Source organism: Gottfriedia acidiceleris, from assembly GCF_036421055.1.
Taxonomy (GTDB): Bacteria; Bacillota; Bacilli; order Bacillales; family Bacillaceae_G; genus Gottfriedia; species Gottfriedia acidiceleris_C.
On record NZ_JAZGQS010000010.1, the window covers coordinates 33,130 to 49,880 of the forward strand.

A 16,751-nucleotide genomic window follows, 5' to 3' on the forward strand; every position below is an offset into this window, starting at 1 on the left:
ATTTTATCATAAAAAAATGAGATTACTAAATTTTCAAAAGCGAAATAGAAAATGAATGATGAAAAGAAGCGATCCAAATTTCAACTTACTTATATTTTGGAGGATTTTTATTTCTACCTTCTCCAAAATACTTCCTCATAAAATGATTTCGTCTAACCGAAAGTAGCCAGATTTTATAGTAGGTTTTCTTCACATTCTTAAAAAAAAGACATATGATTTACTAAATACAAAAAAGTTTCCCTAGGGAAAGAAAGGATAAAAAAATGAGTAAGAAAGTATTATTTTTCACGTATTTGTGTAATAAAATAGGAGTTCTGTCAAATCAGGATGTAAAAAAAGTCTTAAATCATTAATTACTATCAAAAATGGATAAAAGTTGTAGAAAATTGATGATTGTTCATTCACTTAGAACTATTGACAATGAAGACCGACACATGACATAATTTTATTAAATAGTATGAATAGTTTGAATTTTTAACGGTGTCCAAATAGATAGTTTAAATAAGTGGAGGTGTAAATATGAGTTTGTTTTTAGAACAATGGAAAAAGCTTGCGAATATTAAATGTGATTTGGCTAAAAGAGATTGGTTTTATGGTACTAGTGGAAACTTGTCTATGAAAATTTCAGACGATCCATTATTATTTCTTGTAACTGCGGATGAGAAGGATAAGAGAGCACGCTGTGATGAAGAATTTATAGTAGTTAATAATCTTGGTGAACCAGTATTTGATACGGTATTAAAGCCATCACTTGAAACATTAGTTCATGCAAATATTTACGAAAAAACATCTGCTAGTTGTGTGCTCCATGTACATACTGTAGATAATAATGTGATTTCTGAATTATTTGGTGATGAGGGGCAGGTAGAACTTGAAAATAATGAAATGATTCATATATTAACAAGTTCTTATTTTGAAAATAAAATAACAGTTCCAATCATTGAGAATGCACAAGACATGGAAACTTTTAAACGTGCATACACTCCATTTTTAACAAATGATTTTGGGGCTGTTTTAGTAAGAAATCACGGAATCACTGTTTGGGGAAGAAGCCCACTAGAAACGAAGAAGTGGTTAGAAGGCATAGAATTTTTAATTAGTTATAAAGTAAAACTAATGATGATTCAAGGTTATAAAATAAAAGCAGGCAACTAAATAAAAGCGAAAAAAGCTGAATTAGTAGTGGTAAATAAATTCCATTACAATTCAGCTTTTTTAATTTATAATAAAATTATACTATTTTTTAAAGTAATCATTTCTAGTAGGTTTTGCTGAATAAAAATTTTTTAGACTATACAGTATAGCAATACTTTTTGCTATAGCAACAATTTAATAAACTTTAGACAAATGTTTAATTTGACTTATATCAAAATTAACCATACTAAGCAGGATTTAATAAAAAGTCGTCTAATTTATAAGTAAGAACGATAGAAAAATTGCCAATTCATAAAATAAATAAACCTACTAAGTAATTTTGCTTAGTAGGTTTCATATTGTATCTATTTTAAATAATTTAGATAGAATGAATAATAGAAATGAATTCGATTATGAATGAAAAGGTTAGTTAAAATACATCCTGTAGAAGGGAATCAGTCTAATGAATGAATATCAACTCAGCCGTTTATTATTATCTATTTCATTAAAAAGGGAAGAAATGGTATTTTTTGCGGAAACTAAAGGGCTAAACGAACATTTGACCTTAAAGGCCAGCCAAGAATTGGACGAGTTAATTATTTCATACCAAAAAAAATTGCTATCGGAATTAAATAAGTCATTTTCATTGAAATAATCTTAAGATTCATTAATAAGTATAAAATAATAAGATAGAATGAAGTATGTAAAAGAAATTGAAGGGGTAGTATTATTATGGAAGAGACAAATAGAAAAGATATCGAGCTTTCTCTAAAGCTATTTATTGTATTATCGCGAGCTCATAGAAAGATAAATGATTCTGCAAACAAATCAATTGCTAGTTTTAATTTAAATCCAACTGAATTTGCAGTGCTAGAGCTCTTGTATCATAAAGGAAATCAACCACTTCAACATATTGGCGAAAAAATATTAATTGCAAGTGGCAGTATTACTTATGTAGTAGATAAACTTGAGAAAAAAGGTCTAGTTTATCGAAATCCTTGTAGTGCAGATCGTCGAGTAATTTATGCAGAAATAACTGAAAGTGGAAATAAACTAATGGAAGAAATCTTTCCTATCCACGAAGAATTTTTACATGAGCAGATGAGTGATCTATCTAATGAAGAAAAAAATTTCTTAATTCACTTATTGAAGAAAATTGGATACCATGGGTCTAACTAAAAAAGCTCTCATTTGATGGAGCTTTTTTTATTTTGAAATTTAAATTTTTTTATTAAATACAACTATTTATGCTTGAAAAAACTAGTATCTCTGCAACTTTAGTTTAGACTGTAAGTGGATAATTTTTAAATTTTCAGAAATTTATTTAGATTTAGGTTTTTTTACAGGGAGATTTTTTATATAATAGCAATATCACAAAAAATGGAGGGATTAACATGGGTTTTCAAGATTACCAGTATTCTAGACCAAGTATTAAGAACTTTGGGGAACAATTTAAACGTTCACTCCAAAATTTTTATGATGCTTCAACGGTCTACGAACAAGAATTAGCAATGAATGAAATCAATGATTTAAGAAATGAATTTTCAACAATGGAAAATTTATGTGCAGTTCGCCATTCAGTTGATACAAACGATAAGTTTTATGAGGATGAGCAAGCGTTTTTTGATGAGAATACTCCAATTGTTCAATCATATGGGCAACAATATTATAAAGCCTTAATTGGTTCTCCATTTAGAGAGCAACTTGAAGAAAAATATGGCCAACAATTATTTGCTTTAGCCGAATGTGAAGTGAAAATTTTAAGTGAAGAAGTAATTCCAGATTTACAGGAAGAAAATAAATTAACGACTGAATACGCTAAATTAGTAGCGGCTGCTAAACTTCCGTTTTATGGTGAAGTGAAAACGTTAGCACAAATTTCAGCGCATTTCGAGGATAAAGATCGAGAGGTTAGAAAGACAGCTTACGATACATACTTTGGTTACTTCTCGGAAAATCAAGATAAATTTGATGAGATTTATGATAAATTAGTAAAAATAAGAACTCGTATTGCAAAAAAACTTGGTTTCTCTAACTTTATTGAACTAGGATATGCTCGTATGATGAGAACAGATTACGATGCAAATGACGTTAAGAAGTTTAGGGAGCAAGTTCTTGAAACAATTGTTCCAATCGCTACCGAATTAAGGGAACGACAAGCTAATCGAATTGGTGTAGAACAACTTTATTACTATGACGATAAGTTTGAATTTTTAACTGGTAATGCAACACCTAAAGGTAATCCAGAGTGGATTATTGAGAATGGTAAAAAAATGTATGATGAATTATCGAAAGAAACAAGTGAATTTTTCAATTTTATGTTAAAAGAAAATTTACTAGACTTAGTTGCTAAGGAAGGAAAACAAGGTGGGGGATATTGTACTTATATTCCAAACTATAAAGCTCCTTTTATTTTCTCGAATTTCAACGGAACATCTGGTGACATTGATGTACTAACACATGAAGCTGGTCATGCATTCCAAGTTTATGAAAGTCGTAAATTTGAAACACCTGAATATAACTGGCCAACTTTTGAGGCGTGTGAGATTCATTCAATGAGTATGGAATTTTTCACATGGCCTTGGCAAGAAGAATTCTTCAAGGAAGATACACAAAAATACTATTTTACACATTTAAGTAGTGCAATTACTTTTATTAGTTATGGTGTGGCAGTAGATGAATTCCAACATGAAATCTACGCAAATCCTGATTTAACACCTGAGGAACGTCACGGACTTTGGAAGAGAATAGAAGAAAAATATTTACCTCATCGAGCAAATGCTGGAAATAGTTATTTAGAAAAGGGCGGATTATGGCAAAGACAGGGGCATATTTACCAATCACCATTCTATTATATTGACTACACATTAGCTCAAATTTGCGCATTACAATTTTGGAATAAAATGCATAAAGACCGAGATTCAGCATGGGCAGATTATGTTGGCCTTTGCCAATTAGGAGGAAGTAAATCATTTTTAGGCTTAGTTAAAGAGGCTAAACTTGAATCTCCATTTAAGGATGGCTGTATTGAAGAAACACTAGAACCTGTTAGAAAATGGCTTGCAGGAGTTAATGATCAAAATTTATAAGGAATTACTCCGACTTTTAAAAGTCGGAGTTTTTTTATTGGTTAGAAAAGATGAGGAAATAATTCATTGGCGATTGAATTCAAAAATGACACCAAAAGAGAAAGGGATATTACCTTTCTCTTTTTTATTTATCAAATTTAATTATTAACTACTTTAGCGGTTTTCTCAGAATTAGTATGCTTCTTTGTTCTTTTCGTAAAGAACAGTTCATATAAAACTGGAATAAATACTAGCGTTAATAAGGTCGATGATGTTAAACCACCAATTACTGTTATAGCTAATCCCTTCGAAATAAGTGTACCACTAGACTTTGTTAAGGCTAAAGGTAGTAAAGCAGCTATTGTGGCAAATGCGGTCATTAATATAGGTCTTAGACGTGTTTTACCTCCTTCGATAATGGCTTGACGAAGAGGTAATCTTTTTTTGTCTATATTTTGTCCAATTCGATCAACTAGTACGATTGCATTTGTTGTAACGATCCCAATTAACATTAGTAAACCAATCATTACACTAATTGAAAGCGGTTCGCTTGCTAGGAATAGTGCAACGAATGAACCGATTGGTACAAAAACTAATGCAGATAAAATAATAAATGGAATTCGTGCTTTTCCAAAAGTAACTAACATCGTTAAATAAACTAATCCGATTGCAACTCCCATTGCAACACCTAAGTCTTTAAAGGTTTGAGTAGTATCATCACTACCGCCGCCACCTTTTAAAGTTACATCAGATGGTAAGTCTACATCTTTTTTTACACCATTGATTACTTCATTTGTTACTTTTGCAATGTCTTTTCCTTTTATTTGAGCTGAAACCTTCGCAAAAACTTTGCCATCTAATTTTTGAATTGCAGAATATGTTTCAACTGCCTTTACTTCGGCTACATCTGATAATTTAATAGGTCCTAATTTACCAAGCAGTTTAATATTTTTTATATCTTCTACGGATTGAAGTTCTTTATTATAAGTTAATTGCACATTTTGGTCTTTACCATCAATTTTTAATGTTCCCATATTGACTGGATTTGTTTGGTCTGCAACTAAACCTAGGATCATGCCAGCGGAGAGACCATTTTCAGAAACTTTTTTCTCATCAACTGAAACAATAACTTGTTTTTGTTTTTCAGAGAAATTATTCGTTACATATTTTAGGTGATTATTCTTTTTCATATAATCTTCAACTTTTTTTGCACTTTCTTGAAGTGCAACTAAGTTATTAGAATATAAATTAATGTCAACATTATTATTTGATGGTGGACCACCAGAAGAGTTTTCTTGTAATCCAACTTTAGCACCTTGAACTTCTGAAGCTGCTACTTTTTCCATTTTACTTTTTGTATCTTTAATAAATTGATCAACATCTGCACTTTGCTTTAAATTAATAAAATAGCTAACTTTATTCTCAGTTTTTAGGCCAGTCATAAAGTCACGGCTACCAACACCAGTAGAAACTTCTTTCACTTGCTTTAAATTTAAGAACATTTTTTCCATTTTTAATGAAACTTCATTTGTTTTTTCTAATGATGTTGAGGATGGCAGTTCTAATGAAGCAATGATTGATTGTGAAGATTCATTTGGAATAAATGTGAAACCAAGTCTACCCACTAAAGAGAAAGAACCTGCAAGTAATACAATAGCTAAAACAATGATTATCCATTTGCGATTTAATGATTTTTCAATCACATTTCCGTACCAAACTTGAATTTTATCTTCTTTTTCTTCTGGTGGCACTTTTTTAAATGCATAGCGACCTAAAATTGGTACGATTGTAATCGAAACTAATAATGAAGCAAGTAAAGAAAAAACAATTGTTACAGCAAAAGGTAGGAAAATTTTACTAGTAAATCCACCTACAACACCTAATGGTAAGAAAACTACGATTGTAGTAATAGTAGAAGAAGTAACTGCTTTTAATATTTCTTTTGTTGAAGATAAAATTAAATTATTTGAAATGCCTTCTTTTGATTTTCGTATTCTTCGGAAAATATTTTCAATTACAACGATACTATCGTCCACTACACGGCCTACTGCAACGGCCATACCGCCTAGGGTCATAATATTTAACGTTATATCTAATTTAAGTAAGAAAATCGATGTAATTAATAATGATAAAGGGATTGATATAATAGCAATAAATGTAGCTCTGAAATTACGTAAGAAAATTAATACTGCTAATGAGGCGAATAATGCACCTAACAAACCTTCTTTAATTAAAGATTCAACTGATGACTTTACGCCTTCAGCAGAACTATAACCAACTTTATATGAAATTTTATTTTTGTACTTATCTAGTACATTTATTACTTTGTCAGCTACTTCAACTGTATTTGCATCTTGTTTCTTCGTTATTGCCATTGAAATAGCATCGTTTTCGTTATAACGAATTAATTCATCTTTAGAGTCTACTGATTCAATTTTAGCGATATCACCTAATAAAACTTTCGGAGTTTGAGCATTTTGATTTGCTGCAGTAGAAGGATAAGCTGCAGGTTGTAATTCTAAATCTTTTAGTTTTTGAAGTGTATCTAATTTTTCTTCGACTCGAATTGGAATTTTAATATCGCCATCAGTTATTTTTCCTGCCGGGAAGGATAGGAATTTTGCATTAATTTGATCTTTAATACTTGTTAATGAAAGTCCTAAATTTGAAATTTTTTGTTTATCAACTTCGATTGATAAGGAAGTAGATTCTCCTCCACCGATTGAAACGCTGTTTACACCTTCAATTTTATTTAAAGCTGGTACAATTTCGTCATTTAAAGTTGTTTCAATATTTGAACCATCTTTCGAAAACATAGAGATGTAATAAATAGGGAATGATCCGAACGAAAACCGGTCTACTTTTGATGTTACATTTTCAGGTAAGCCAGCATCCTTTAATGTTGTATTTATTTGTTGTTCAACCTTATCCATATCCGTATTAAATGGAAATTCTAAATTAATAACAGAAACGCTTTCGAAAGAAGAACTTGAAAGTGTCTTAATTCCTTCGATTGATTTAAATGAATTTTCAAGTTTTGTTGTAATCTGCTCATTTATATCATCTGGCGCTGTACCAGGATATACAACTTGAACAGAGATTGCTGGAAATTCGATATTTGGAAGCTCTTCAACTTTTAATTTTGAATAAGAATATAATCCTCCAAATATTAATAAAAACGAAATAATAAAGATTGCTACAGAGTTTTTTAAACTAAACTTAGTTAAAAAGTTCATTAATTACCTTCCTTTCTATAGATAGTGATCAAGTGATAAATATGTGTCGTCCGAATTTTCAATTTATTAATGGCGCTTTTTCTCTCAGAAGAAGAAAGCTCATTTCAACTATTGGATGCTCGTTTTTAAAATGTAAGAGAAAGATCTTAAATTTTTATACGATATTCTTGCTCATTCCTTTTAAAAATAATTAACATAGATTTTCATTTTTTGTGAAATGATAAGATGGCAAGAAAATGATTATTTTTAGGAGGTATGAAAATGACAAAATCAAAAAAAGAAAAGGAACGATTTTGGAATGAAAGAAAGTCGAACCAACAGCCACATGATAAAGTAAAATCGTTTAAAGAGTTGGACAAAGAAACAAAATAGACATCTCCTTTACTTAAAAGTGATTGGTACCAGATTATTTCGTAAATATCACTTATCACATTTTCATTTGTAATCATAAAAAAAAGTCCCGTGATATACACGGGACCTGAGACCGATTTGGTATAAAATTCTAATAAAATTTTAATAGAATCGAAATATATGTAGTTGAACCTTTTAAAATATGAATATAAGCAGAATCTATTATTTTTAAACTATTCAGCTGTTCTTACTATTTTATAATTCTTATGGTTTACGACTGTTAGCGGTTCCAGTTCTAAATCTCTAAAGTTATCCATTATGGATATGTCAACAATGACAGAATTTTTATTAACTTTTTGTACTCTACCTTTCAACCCCTGTTTAAACTCGATGATACTTCCTGCTTCTGCAATTTTCATGAGCGTATCTCCTAACAAAGTTTTGACTTGACACCTTCTATAATGCATGAAAACGGTTTAAAGGTAAAGAGAAAATTTAAATTTTTTTACAATTTTGTCTTTTTTCATAAGATATTATGTTTAAAAACCTTTTGAAAGGCAAAAATGGTTGTAGCACTTTCAGGAGGTTAGTTTGTTGAAAGAATGGTTTGATGAGTTAGAAGTAGAAATTTCAAATGAAATTAAAAATTTGATTAGTAGTAATACTCTTATAGGTGATCCGATTTTATTTTTTGAAAACATTATTTTAGTACCATTTTTTGAAATGATTTTAGCACTAGGCGAAGCTCATTCATCATACGAATTTTCGAGTATTGGAACAGGAGTGGAAGTAATTCCTAAAGCATTTTTAGTTTTAAAAGATGGAAAGAGTGAAGTAATTTTAGTAAATAATAAAAATATGAATTTAGTTGTTACAGAAAAAATTCTTGATGTAACGATTTAGTTTCCATTAAGTACATTCTTTGTTATGTTAGGATTGAGTTTATTTCTTGTAGCCATCAAAAAATGATCAATATAATAAAGGGTGATTATATGGAACAAAATGAATTTATCAATTTGATTGATCAGCTAGTTAAAGGCGAGATCTCAGAAATTAGCGTTACAAAAGATAATTTTTTAACATTTAGGCAAATAATCGTTAATCGCGAGGACTTTAAGCACTTTCGAGGAATCGCTCAGCATGGAGGCCATGTAATTTATACTTACTTGGAAGAAGCTAGAAGTTAACGATTATTATTAAAATTTAAAGTCAAAATGATATTATTTTAATCGTGTACTCATTAAAAGTTTGCGAAAAAAAAAAGTTTTTTTAGCTTTTTTTCTTATTTCGCAAGGTGTTAATGAGTACTTTTTTTGTGAAAATGTTATGACCTCATTTGACAAAAAAATCGTTTTACACTTTATTGCACTCTTCTCCATAATTTGTTAAATTTCATATATTGTTTTATTTCGAGACATATTGTCGAAATGTTTATTTTCTGATTTCAGTACCTATATATTGTGTTTGTTCTAAAAAGGTAATACAATATGTAGGTATATAATATAAGTATTTTCAATATTCTTACATATTAACGAGGGTGATAATATGGTGATAGTTTACAGTTCAATGACTGGCAATGTTAAGCGATTTGTCAATAAAGTTAGAATGCCGTCAATCCAAATAAAAGATGGACTAAAAATTGAAGTACCGTATATTCTCGTAACCTATACTACAGGTTTTGGTAACGTACCTGAAAACGTAAGTACTTTTTTGGAGAGTAATTCGAAGTATTTAAAAGCAGTTAGTGCAAGTGGTAATAAAAACTGGGGAGATTCTTTTGCAGCAAGTGCAGATAAAATAGCATCAGACTATCAAGTTCCAGTGTTATCAAAGTTTGAACTGTCAGGGACAAGTCGAGATGTACAATATTTTATTGAGGGAGTGGAAAAGCTTGAGACATATTGAGCTGAATAATGAATTGACGATTAAAAAAGATGGTTTTTTTGATCTCGCAAAAGATAAAGAAGCGCTTCTATGTTTCTTAAAAGAAGTTGAAGATAAAAAGATTCAGTTTTCTTCTTTAAAAGAACGCTTAAACTATATGATTCAAGAAAACTACTATTATAATGTTGAGATGGATTACTCCTTTGATGAAATAGAAAAATTATATGGGTTAGTATACAATGCAGGATTCACTTTTCAATCATATATGGCCGCATCAAAATTCTTTAAAGATTACGCATTAAAAACAAATGATGGAAAGCATTACTTAGAAGGATATGAAGATCGAATTGCGATCGTTTCGCTATATCTGGGAAGAGGCAATATTGAAAAAGCATTGAAATTAGCCAAAATGATGATTCAACAGAACTATCAGCCAGCTACTCCAACATTCTTAAATGCTGGAAGAAGTAGAAGAGGCGAATTGGTGTCATGTTTTTTACTAGAAATGGATGATAGTTTAAATTCAATAGGATTTCAAATTAATACGGCAATGCAACTGTCAAAAATCGGCGGTGGTGTTGCACTAAATCTATCAAAACTTAGAGCACGTGGAGAGCAAATTAAGGAAATTGATAACGCTGCAAGTGGTGTTGTTCCTGTTATGAAGCTATTAGAAGATTCATTTTCATATGCTAACCAGCTTGGACAACGTAAAGGTGCTGGTGCATCCTATTTAAATATTTTCCACTGGGACGTAGTTGAATTTCTTGATACAAAAAAAATCAATGCCGATGAGAAAAGTAGAATTCAATCACTTTCAATTGGATTAATTGTTCCAAATAAATTCTTTGAATTAGCAGAAAAAAATGAACCATTCTATGTATTTGCACCGTATACAGTTTATAAAGAATATGGGATTCATTTAGATGATTTTGATCTAGATGAAAGATATGATGAATTATTAAATAATGAGCGAGTTAAAAAGAAAAAACTAGATTTAAGTGCACGTGATCTTTTAGTAAAAATTGCTGCGATTCAGTTAGAATCTGGTTATCCATATTTAATGTATAAAAGTAATGCGAATCAGCAGCATGCATTAAAGGATATTGGCGAAATTAAAATGTCTAATTTGTGTACAGAAATTTTTCAACTACAAGAAACATCAGTCATCAATAACTATGGTGAAAAAGATCAGATCCAACGTGATGTCAATTGTAATTTAGGATCATTAAATATCGTAAACGTAATGGAAAATAAAGCAATCAGAGAATCTGTACATGTTGGAATTGAGGCATTAACAGCAGTAACAGATATGACGGAAATAGAGAATGCACCTACTGTTAAAAAGGCAAATGAAGAACTTCATTCGGTTGGTCTAGGTGCAATGAATTTGCATGGATTTTTAGCGAAAAATGGAATTTCATATGAAAGTGCTGAGGCTAAAGATTTTGCGAATACGTTCTTTATGATGGTAAATTTTTATTCTATAGAAAAAAGTATGCTAATCGCAAAAGAAACTGGTAAAACGTTTAAGGAATTTGAAAAGAGTGAATATGCTAAAGGTACTTATTTTGAAAAGTATACTTCAAAATCGTTTGAACCTAAAACAGATAAAGTGAAGGAATTATTCAATGGGATCTATATTCCGAATGAATTTGACTGGGTTACATTAAGTAAGCAAGTACAAGCGTATGGATTATATAATAGTTATCGTTTAGCAATCGCGCCTACTCAATCGATTAGCTATATTCAAAATGCTACTTCATCGGTTATGCCAATTGTAAATGTTATTGAATCTAGAACATACGCAAATTCAACAACTTACTATCCGATGCCATATTTATCAAAAAATAGCTTCTGGTATTATAAATCAGCTTATGATATTAACCAATTTAAGTTAATTGACTTAATCGCTGAAATTCAGCAGCATGTCGATCAAGGTATTAGTACTATCTTATATGTAAACAGTGATATCTCAACGCGTGAGCTTGCTAGATACTATATTTATGCTAATAAAAAAGGATTAAAGAGTTTATATTACACACGTACACGTAAATTAAGTGTTGAAGAATGTATTAGTTGCTCAGTATAAAAAGTAGTATTGGATTTTATTATAAAAAGAGTTGCATAATCTATTTGAATCATAATTAAATTACTTATTGATCTAAAATGAAAAGCTCGAATATAGAATGCATTATGCATATTGTTCTATATCATCGAGCTTTCTTTATGATTAGGGGGAAGTATGAATGAAAGCTGTTAACTGGAATAAAAAAGAAGATGATTTTAGTTTAGTATTTTGGAAGCAAAATCTATCGCAGTTTTGGACTGAAGAGGAAATTGTCGTTTCATCTGATAAAAATACTTGGAACACATTATCAAAAGAGGAACAATCAGCATTTAAAAAAGTTTTAGGTGGTCTAACTCTATTAGATACTAAGCAAGGCGGAGAAGGAATGCCTTTAATCTTAGTTCATCTTAAAAATTTACAAGCAAAAAGTGTACTTGCATTTATGGGTGCGATGGAAGAAGTACATGCAAAAAGCTATTCACATATTTTTACAACCCTAGCTACAGAAGATGAAATTGAAGACTTGTTTAAATGGGTAGACGAGCATCCAATTTTAACGAAAAAATCGGAATTAATTTCTTCTTATTATTTAAATCTATTAAAGCGTGATGTTTCGGATGAAGAGTTATATATGGCAATGGTTGCAAGTGTATTTTTAGAAAGTTACTTATTTTATAGTGGATTTTTCTTTCCGTTATATTTAGCTGGTCAAGGTAAAATGACGGCTAGTGGTGAAATTATTAATCTAATTTTACGAGATGAAAGTATTCACGGTGTATTTGTAGGGATTTTAGCGCAACAAATTTATGACCAATTTACTGATGAACAAAAAACTCGACTTTACAATGAAACAATGGAATTATTAGTTCAATTATATGAAATTGAGTTACAATATACAGAAGAAATTTATTCATCAATCGGCTTAGTAGATGAAGTTAATAAGTTTATTCGATATAATGCAAATAAAGCCTTAATGAATTTAGGTTTTGATTATTATTTTGATGAAGAAGATATTAATCCAATTGTTTTAAATGGTTTAAAAACAGATACTAAAAATCATGATTTCTTCTCTGTTAAAGGTAATGGGTATGTAAAAGCAGTTACAGTGGAAAAATTAACAGATGAGGATTTTGTTTTTGAATTTTAAATGTAAGGAAGTATGAAAATGAAAGCACTTGTTTTTAGAGAATTCGGTCAATCAGACGTATTAAAATACGAAGAAATAGCAACACCTAAAATTTCAAAAGATGAAGTATTAGTTGAAATGAAGGCTGTTGGTGTTAATTTTGCAGATATTTATCGTCGTAAAGGAAATTATCATTTAGCAGGGGAACCTCCATATATTTTAGGGTATGAAGGCGCTGGAATTATTACCGAAGTCGGTTCGGATGTAATGGACTACAAAGTAGGAGATCGCGTAGCGTTTGCAGATGTTCCTTTTTCGAATGCGGAGTATGTTGCTGCAAAGGAATCTCATATTGTACCGATTCCAGATGAAATTAATTTTGAAATTGCTGCGTCTATTATGCTACAAGGGTTAACTGCACATTATTTAATTAATGATAGTTATAAAATAAAAGCAGGTGATGTTGCACTTGTTCATGCAGTAGCAGGTGGTGTTGGCCAATTATTGACTCAAATGATTCTTTTAAAAGGTGGAGAGGTAATCGGATTAACTTCATCACAAGAAAAAAGGGAAAAAGCTTTATCAATCGGTGCGAAACAAGTATTTTTATATACTGATAATTGGGTTTCACAAATAAAAGAGTTTACAAAAGAAAAAAATGGTGTAGATGTTGTTTATGAATCAGTAGGATCGACAATAATGGATAGCTTTGAAGCAACAAAAGTTCACGGTACAGTTGTATTTTATGGAATGGCTGGAGGGGATCCAGTTCATATTGATCCAAGAATGTTAATGGATACTTCAAAAACACTAACTGGTGGAGACTTGTGGAATGTACTAATTTCGAAAGAAGAGAGACTACGTAGAAGTAATGAGCTATTTAATTGGATTGTAACTAAAAAATTAATCGTACAACAACCTACTGTGTTTCCTTTAAAAGATGGTAAGCTTGCTCATGATCTATTAGAAAGTAGAAAATCAACTGGAAAAATCATATTATCTGTTTAATAAAAAGACCAAAACTTTGATGTTTTGGTCTTTGTTTATTGACATAATAGATTTTCACAAGCGTTTGTCAAAGGCTTATAACTATTTAATTGGTAGTGTAATTGTAAAAGTAGTACCATTATTATCGCTCATTACGCATATAGTCCCGTTATGATTTTGGATCAGTTTTTTAGTTAAAGATAAACCTAGTCCAGTGCCATCGTCTTTAGTTGAGAAGAACGGATCAAATATATATGGTAAATCTGAAGCTGGAATTCCTGATCCATCATCTTTTAATGTAATATAAATAAAATCTTTATCAATATAAGTTGAAATGATAATTGTAAGCAGACCTTCTTTTTTTGCATCTAATGCATTATGAAATAAATTTAAAATAACTTGTACAAGTTGGTTTTTATCAAAGAAAATATGTGCTCCTGATAATTCCTCAGATAGGGAGTATTCAATATTAACATTATTTAATACAGTCTCGCTATATAATAGTTGTTTTATGTGATTCGATAAAAAATCATTAATATTAATAGGCTCTGGTTTATAGTTCGCATTCTTTGTAATAGATAAAAAGTCAGTAATGATTCCATTTGCTCTATCTAATTCTGGAATCAATAAATCATTAAATAATTGCTTATATTGAGGTGGAGCTTCTTCTTGCAAGAATTGTAAATAACCTCTAACAGTTGTAAGTGGATTGCGGACTTCATGGGCTATACCTGCAGCAATTCTACCTGACATTGCTAACTTTTCAGAATCCCTTGCCTCGTTTAAATTATGAAAAACACCAATTACTCTTGATATTTCTCCATTTATATCCCGGATGATACGGGTATTGATAATGCCATAGTTAATATTTAAAATTTCCTTATTGTAAAATTCTTCACCCGAATAAAGTGTTTGTAGTAAAAAAATGTCTTTATCGTCTATTTTTAATAAATTTCTAATATGTTTTCCGATTAATTCGTATTTAGTAATTTTAAAATCAATCGCAACCTGTTGGTTATATAGCGTAATGATCCCATCTTTATCGATAAATACTATGTGATGAGGTAAAGCATCGTAGATCGATTGTAATGTTCGTCGACTATTAGATAAAAAGTTAAAGAATTTAGTATGTAATGGACGTGTTTCATTATTTGTATTCCATAAACTTGTATTACTAGTTAAATGATTTGAATTGGATAATTCACGAGTTTCATTTGAAAAGATAGATCCGGAAGTTATTGTATTTAAAATTGTTTCATACGATTTTACTTTTTCTTCAAGCTCGGTTATTTTATTTTTTAGTTCTTGTACTGTCTCGTTAATCATTTACACTATACTCCGATTTCTACTAAAATAAGATGATACTGTAGTCATTATATCAAACTAATTCGTTTATTATAATGAAAATTAGAAATAATTAATTAGTATGAAACAACTAATGGGAGAGAAGTATGGAAATAAAAATTGGCGTTACAGGGTGGGGCGATCATGATAGTTTATACCCTGATCGGATTCACTCTTCAAAAAAATTGAGACAATATTGTATGCATTTTCCAATTGTTGAAATTGATTCTTCCTATTATAGTATTATGCCACAATCAAACTATCAAAAATGGGTTAATCAAACAACAGCTGACTTTTCATTTATCGTTAAAGCGTATGGAGGAATTACTGGCCATTCAAGGCAAAATTATTCTAAAGAAGAACAAATCTTACTGTTAACACCATTTTTGGAATCAATCCAGCCCTTAATTGAAGCGAATAAATTAAAAGGAATATTATTTCAGTTTCCACCATGGTTTAATTGCAAAAAAGAAAATGTAGAATTACTAAGAATTTTGAAAAGTAAACTGAAAGGGCTTCCTGCAATTTTAGAATTTCGTAATCAGACATGGTTTTATCCGAGTTATTATGAGCAAACGTTAAAGTTTATGGAGGATGAAGGATGGATTCATTCAATTTGTGATGAGCCACAAGCTGGGAATGGTAGCATACCAATCGTATTACACCCTACAAATCCAAATTTAACTTTAATTCGTTTTCATGGTCGAAATATATATGGATGGAATCATAATGGACAAGATAATTGGCGCGAGGTACGTTATTTATACCGATATAATGAAGAGGAATTATACGAATGGGTAGAAAGAATTGAACAGCTAGCTAAAAACTCAAAAGAAATTTGTATCCTTTTTAATAATAATTCTGGTGGAGATGCAGCGGATAATGCTAAACAATTAATGAAGCTGCTAGGTATTGAATTTGGACCATCTTCTACCGAGCAGCTTGAATTATTTTAATTTGATTTTCGTAAAAGAGTAATGCAGCAAATCGTAATAAGTAGGAATGCAACAAATGCCAGCATAGGAATTGTAATGAATCCAAACCAATTTAAATAGTCTCCAGTACAAGGGACTGGACCACACTGTGTTGCTGTTTCCTTCAGTGCAGGAACTTTTTGAATTAAAATATGATAGATTGAGATACACATACCTATAAATGATAAAGGTAAAACATAAATAATATCTTTTATTTTATTTTTATAAAAAGCGATACCTATTATAAAAACGATTGGGTACATAAAAATTCGCTGATACCAGCATAATGAACAAGGTGTCCAATGATTAATTACTGAAAAGGATAAACTACCTAGTGTTGCAATAATACTTACAATCCAGGTGAAAAATAAAATTGATTGCTGTTTCTTCATTCCTTACCATCCTTAATTTGATTTTCGATATTGCTATTGTACCTTTGATTGAATGTAAAGTGGTATAAAAACGACGTTTGTTCACTAATTTTTCATATTAAAATGGCGGAATTTGAATAATTCTATATTGTTACGTAAGTTGTATGAAGTGGATTTCATTCAATAGGGTTAAATACAACTTACT

Annotated in this window: 16 protein-coding genes; 12 read left to right on the top strand and 4 right to left on the bottom strand. The window is 30.3% G+C overall.

Going from position 1 to position 16,751, the window contains the following annotated elements; genetic code table 11:
• Window positions 1-519: 519 nt before the first annotated feature.
• The 4 genes from mtnB to RAH41_RS15790 all read left to right on the top strand — a co-directional run bounded on the left by mtnB (window position 520) and on the right by RAH41_RS15790 (window position 4,223).
• A complete protein-coding gene (gene mtnB / locus RAH41_RS15775; RefSeq protein ID WP_331223800.1) occupies window positions 520-1,155 on the top strand; it encodes a methylthioribulose 1-phosphate dehydratase in 636 nt (211 codons plus the stop codon).
• 442 nt (window positions 1,156-1,597) lie between these two features.
• The gene (locus RAH41_RS15780) at window positions 1,598-1,789 is read left to right on the top strand and encodes an aspartyl-phosphate phosphatase Spo0E family protein (RefSeq protein ID WP_025671755.1); all 192 of its coding nucleotides are present in this window, start codon (window positions 1,598-1,600) and stop codon (window positions 1,787-1,789) included.
• Between the two features lie 77 nt (window positions 1,790-1,866).
• The gene (locus RAH41_RS15785; protein WP_331223803.1) at window positions 1,867-2,313 is read left to right on the top strand and encodes a MarR family transcriptional regulator; all 447 of its coding nucleotides are present in this window, start codon (window positions 1,867-1,869) and stop codon (window positions 2,311-2,313) included.
• 215 nt (window positions 2,314-2,528) lie between these two features.
• Window positions 2,529-4,223, top strand: coding sequence for a M3 family oligoendopeptidase (locus RAH41_RS15790; RefSeq protein WP_331223805.1), 1,695 nt, complete (start codon window positions 2,529-2,531; stop codon window positions 4,221-4,223).
• Window positions 4,224-4,360: 137 nt separating this feature from the next.
• On the opposite strand, the gene RAH41_RS15795 is transcribed toward RAH41_RS15790, so the two are convergent.
• Window positions 4,361-7,438: an efflux RND transporter permease subunit gene (locus RAH41_RS15795; protein ID WP_331223806.1), complete on the bottom strand. Its 3,078-nt coding sequence runs from the start codon at window positions 7,436-7,438 to the stop codon at window positions 4,361-4,363.
• Window positions 7,439-7,699: 261 nt separating this feature from the next.
• Here RAH41_RS15795 and RAH41_RS15800 point away from each other — a divergent pair, with 261 nt between their 5' ends.
• The gene (locus RAH41_RS15800; RefSeq protein WP_220270703.1) at window positions 7,700-7,810 is read left to right on the top strand and encodes a DUF6254 family protein; all 111 of its coding nucleotides are present in this window, start codon (window positions 7,700-7,702) and stop codon (window positions 7,808-7,810) included.
• 212 nt (window positions 7,811-8,022) lie between these two features.
• On the opposite strand, the gene RAH41_RS15805 is transcribed toward RAH41_RS15800, so the two are convergent.
• Window positions 8,023-8,208, bottom strand: coding sequence for a YkvS family protein (locus RAH41_RS15805; protein ID WP_331223809.1), 186 nt, complete (start codon window positions 8,206-8,208; stop codon window positions 8,023-8,025).
• A gap of 175 nt (window positions 8,209-8,383) precedes the next feature.
• Between RAH41_RS15805 and RAH41_RS15810 the strand changes: the two genes are divergently transcribed.
• The 6 genes from RAH41_RS15810 (at window position 8,384) to RAH41_RS15835 (ending at window position 13,878) form a co-directional block, all read left to right on the top strand.
• Window positions 8,384-8,692, top strand: a complete 309-nt coding sequence (locus RAH41_RS15810) for a spore germination protein GerW family protein (protein WP_331223811.1) — start codon at window positions 8,384-8,386, stop codon at window positions 8,690-8,692.
• 89 nt (window positions 8,693-8,781) lie between these two features.
• Window positions 8,782-8,976: a hypothetical protein gene (locus tag RAH41_RS15815; RefSeq protein ID WP_331223813.1), complete on the top strand. Its 195-nt coding sequence runs from the start codon at window positions 8,782-8,784 to the stop codon at window positions 8,974-8,976.
• A gap of 358 nt (window positions 8,977-9,334) precedes the next feature.
• Window positions 9,335-9,694 carry a class Ib ribonucleoside-diphosphate reductase assembly flavoprotein NrdI gene (nrdI, locus tag RAH41_RS15820; RefSeq protein WP_025671746.1) on the top strand — a complete coding sequence of 120 codons (360 nt, stop codon included), beginning with the start codon at window positions 9,335-9,337 and terminating at the stop codon, window positions 9,692-9,694.
• Window positions 9,681-11,765, top strand: coding sequence for a class 1b ribonucleoside-diphosphate reductase subunit alpha (nrdE, locus tag RAH41_RS15825; RefSeq protein WP_331223814.1), 2,085 nt, complete (start codon window positions 9,681-9,683; stop codon window positions 11,763-11,765). Before nrdI ends, nrdE begins: the two co-directional genes overlap by 14 nt.
• Before the next feature lie 157 nt (window positions 11,766-11,922).
• A complete protein-coding gene (gene nrdF, locus RAH41_RS15830; RefSeq protein WP_331223815.1) occupies window positions 11,923-12,891 on the top strand; it encodes a class 1b ribonucleoside-diphosphate reductase subunit beta in 969 nt (322 codons plus the stop codon).
• Window positions 12,892-12,909: 18 nt separating this feature from the next.
• Entirely contained in the window at window positions 12,910-13,878 is a 969-nt protein-coding gene (locus RAH41_RS15835; RefSeq protein WP_331223816.1) for a quinone oxidoreductase, read from the top strand.
• Between the two features lie 81 nt (window positions 13,879-13,959).
• On the opposite strand, the gene RAH41_RS15840 is transcribed toward RAH41_RS15835, so the two are convergent.
• A complete protein-coding gene (locus RAH41_RS15840; protein WP_331223817.1) occupies window positions 13,960-15,183 on the bottom strand; it encodes a two-component system sensor histidine kinase NtrB in 1,224 nt (407 codons plus the stop codon).
• Between the two features lie 125 nt (window positions 15,184-15,308).
• Here RAH41_RS15840 and RAH41_RS15845 point away from each other — a divergent pair, with 125 nt between their 5' ends.
• Window positions 15,309-16,157 (top strand): DUF72 domain-containing protein, encoded by an 849-nt coding sequence (locus tag RAH41_RS15845; RefSeq protein WP_331223818.1) that lies wholly within the window; start codon window positions 15,309-15,311, stop codon window positions 16,155-16,157.
• On the opposite strand, the gene RAH41_RS15850 is transcribed toward RAH41_RS15845, so the two are convergent.
• A complete protein-coding gene (locus tag RAH41_RS15850; protein ID WP_331223819.1) occupies window positions 16,154-16,567 on the bottom strand; it encodes a disulfide oxidoreductase in 414 nt (137 codons plus the stop codon). The two genes, RAH41_RS15845 and RAH41_RS15850, sit on opposite strands and share 4 nt — an antisense overlap.
• Window positions 16,568-16,751 lie beyond the last annotated feature (184 nt).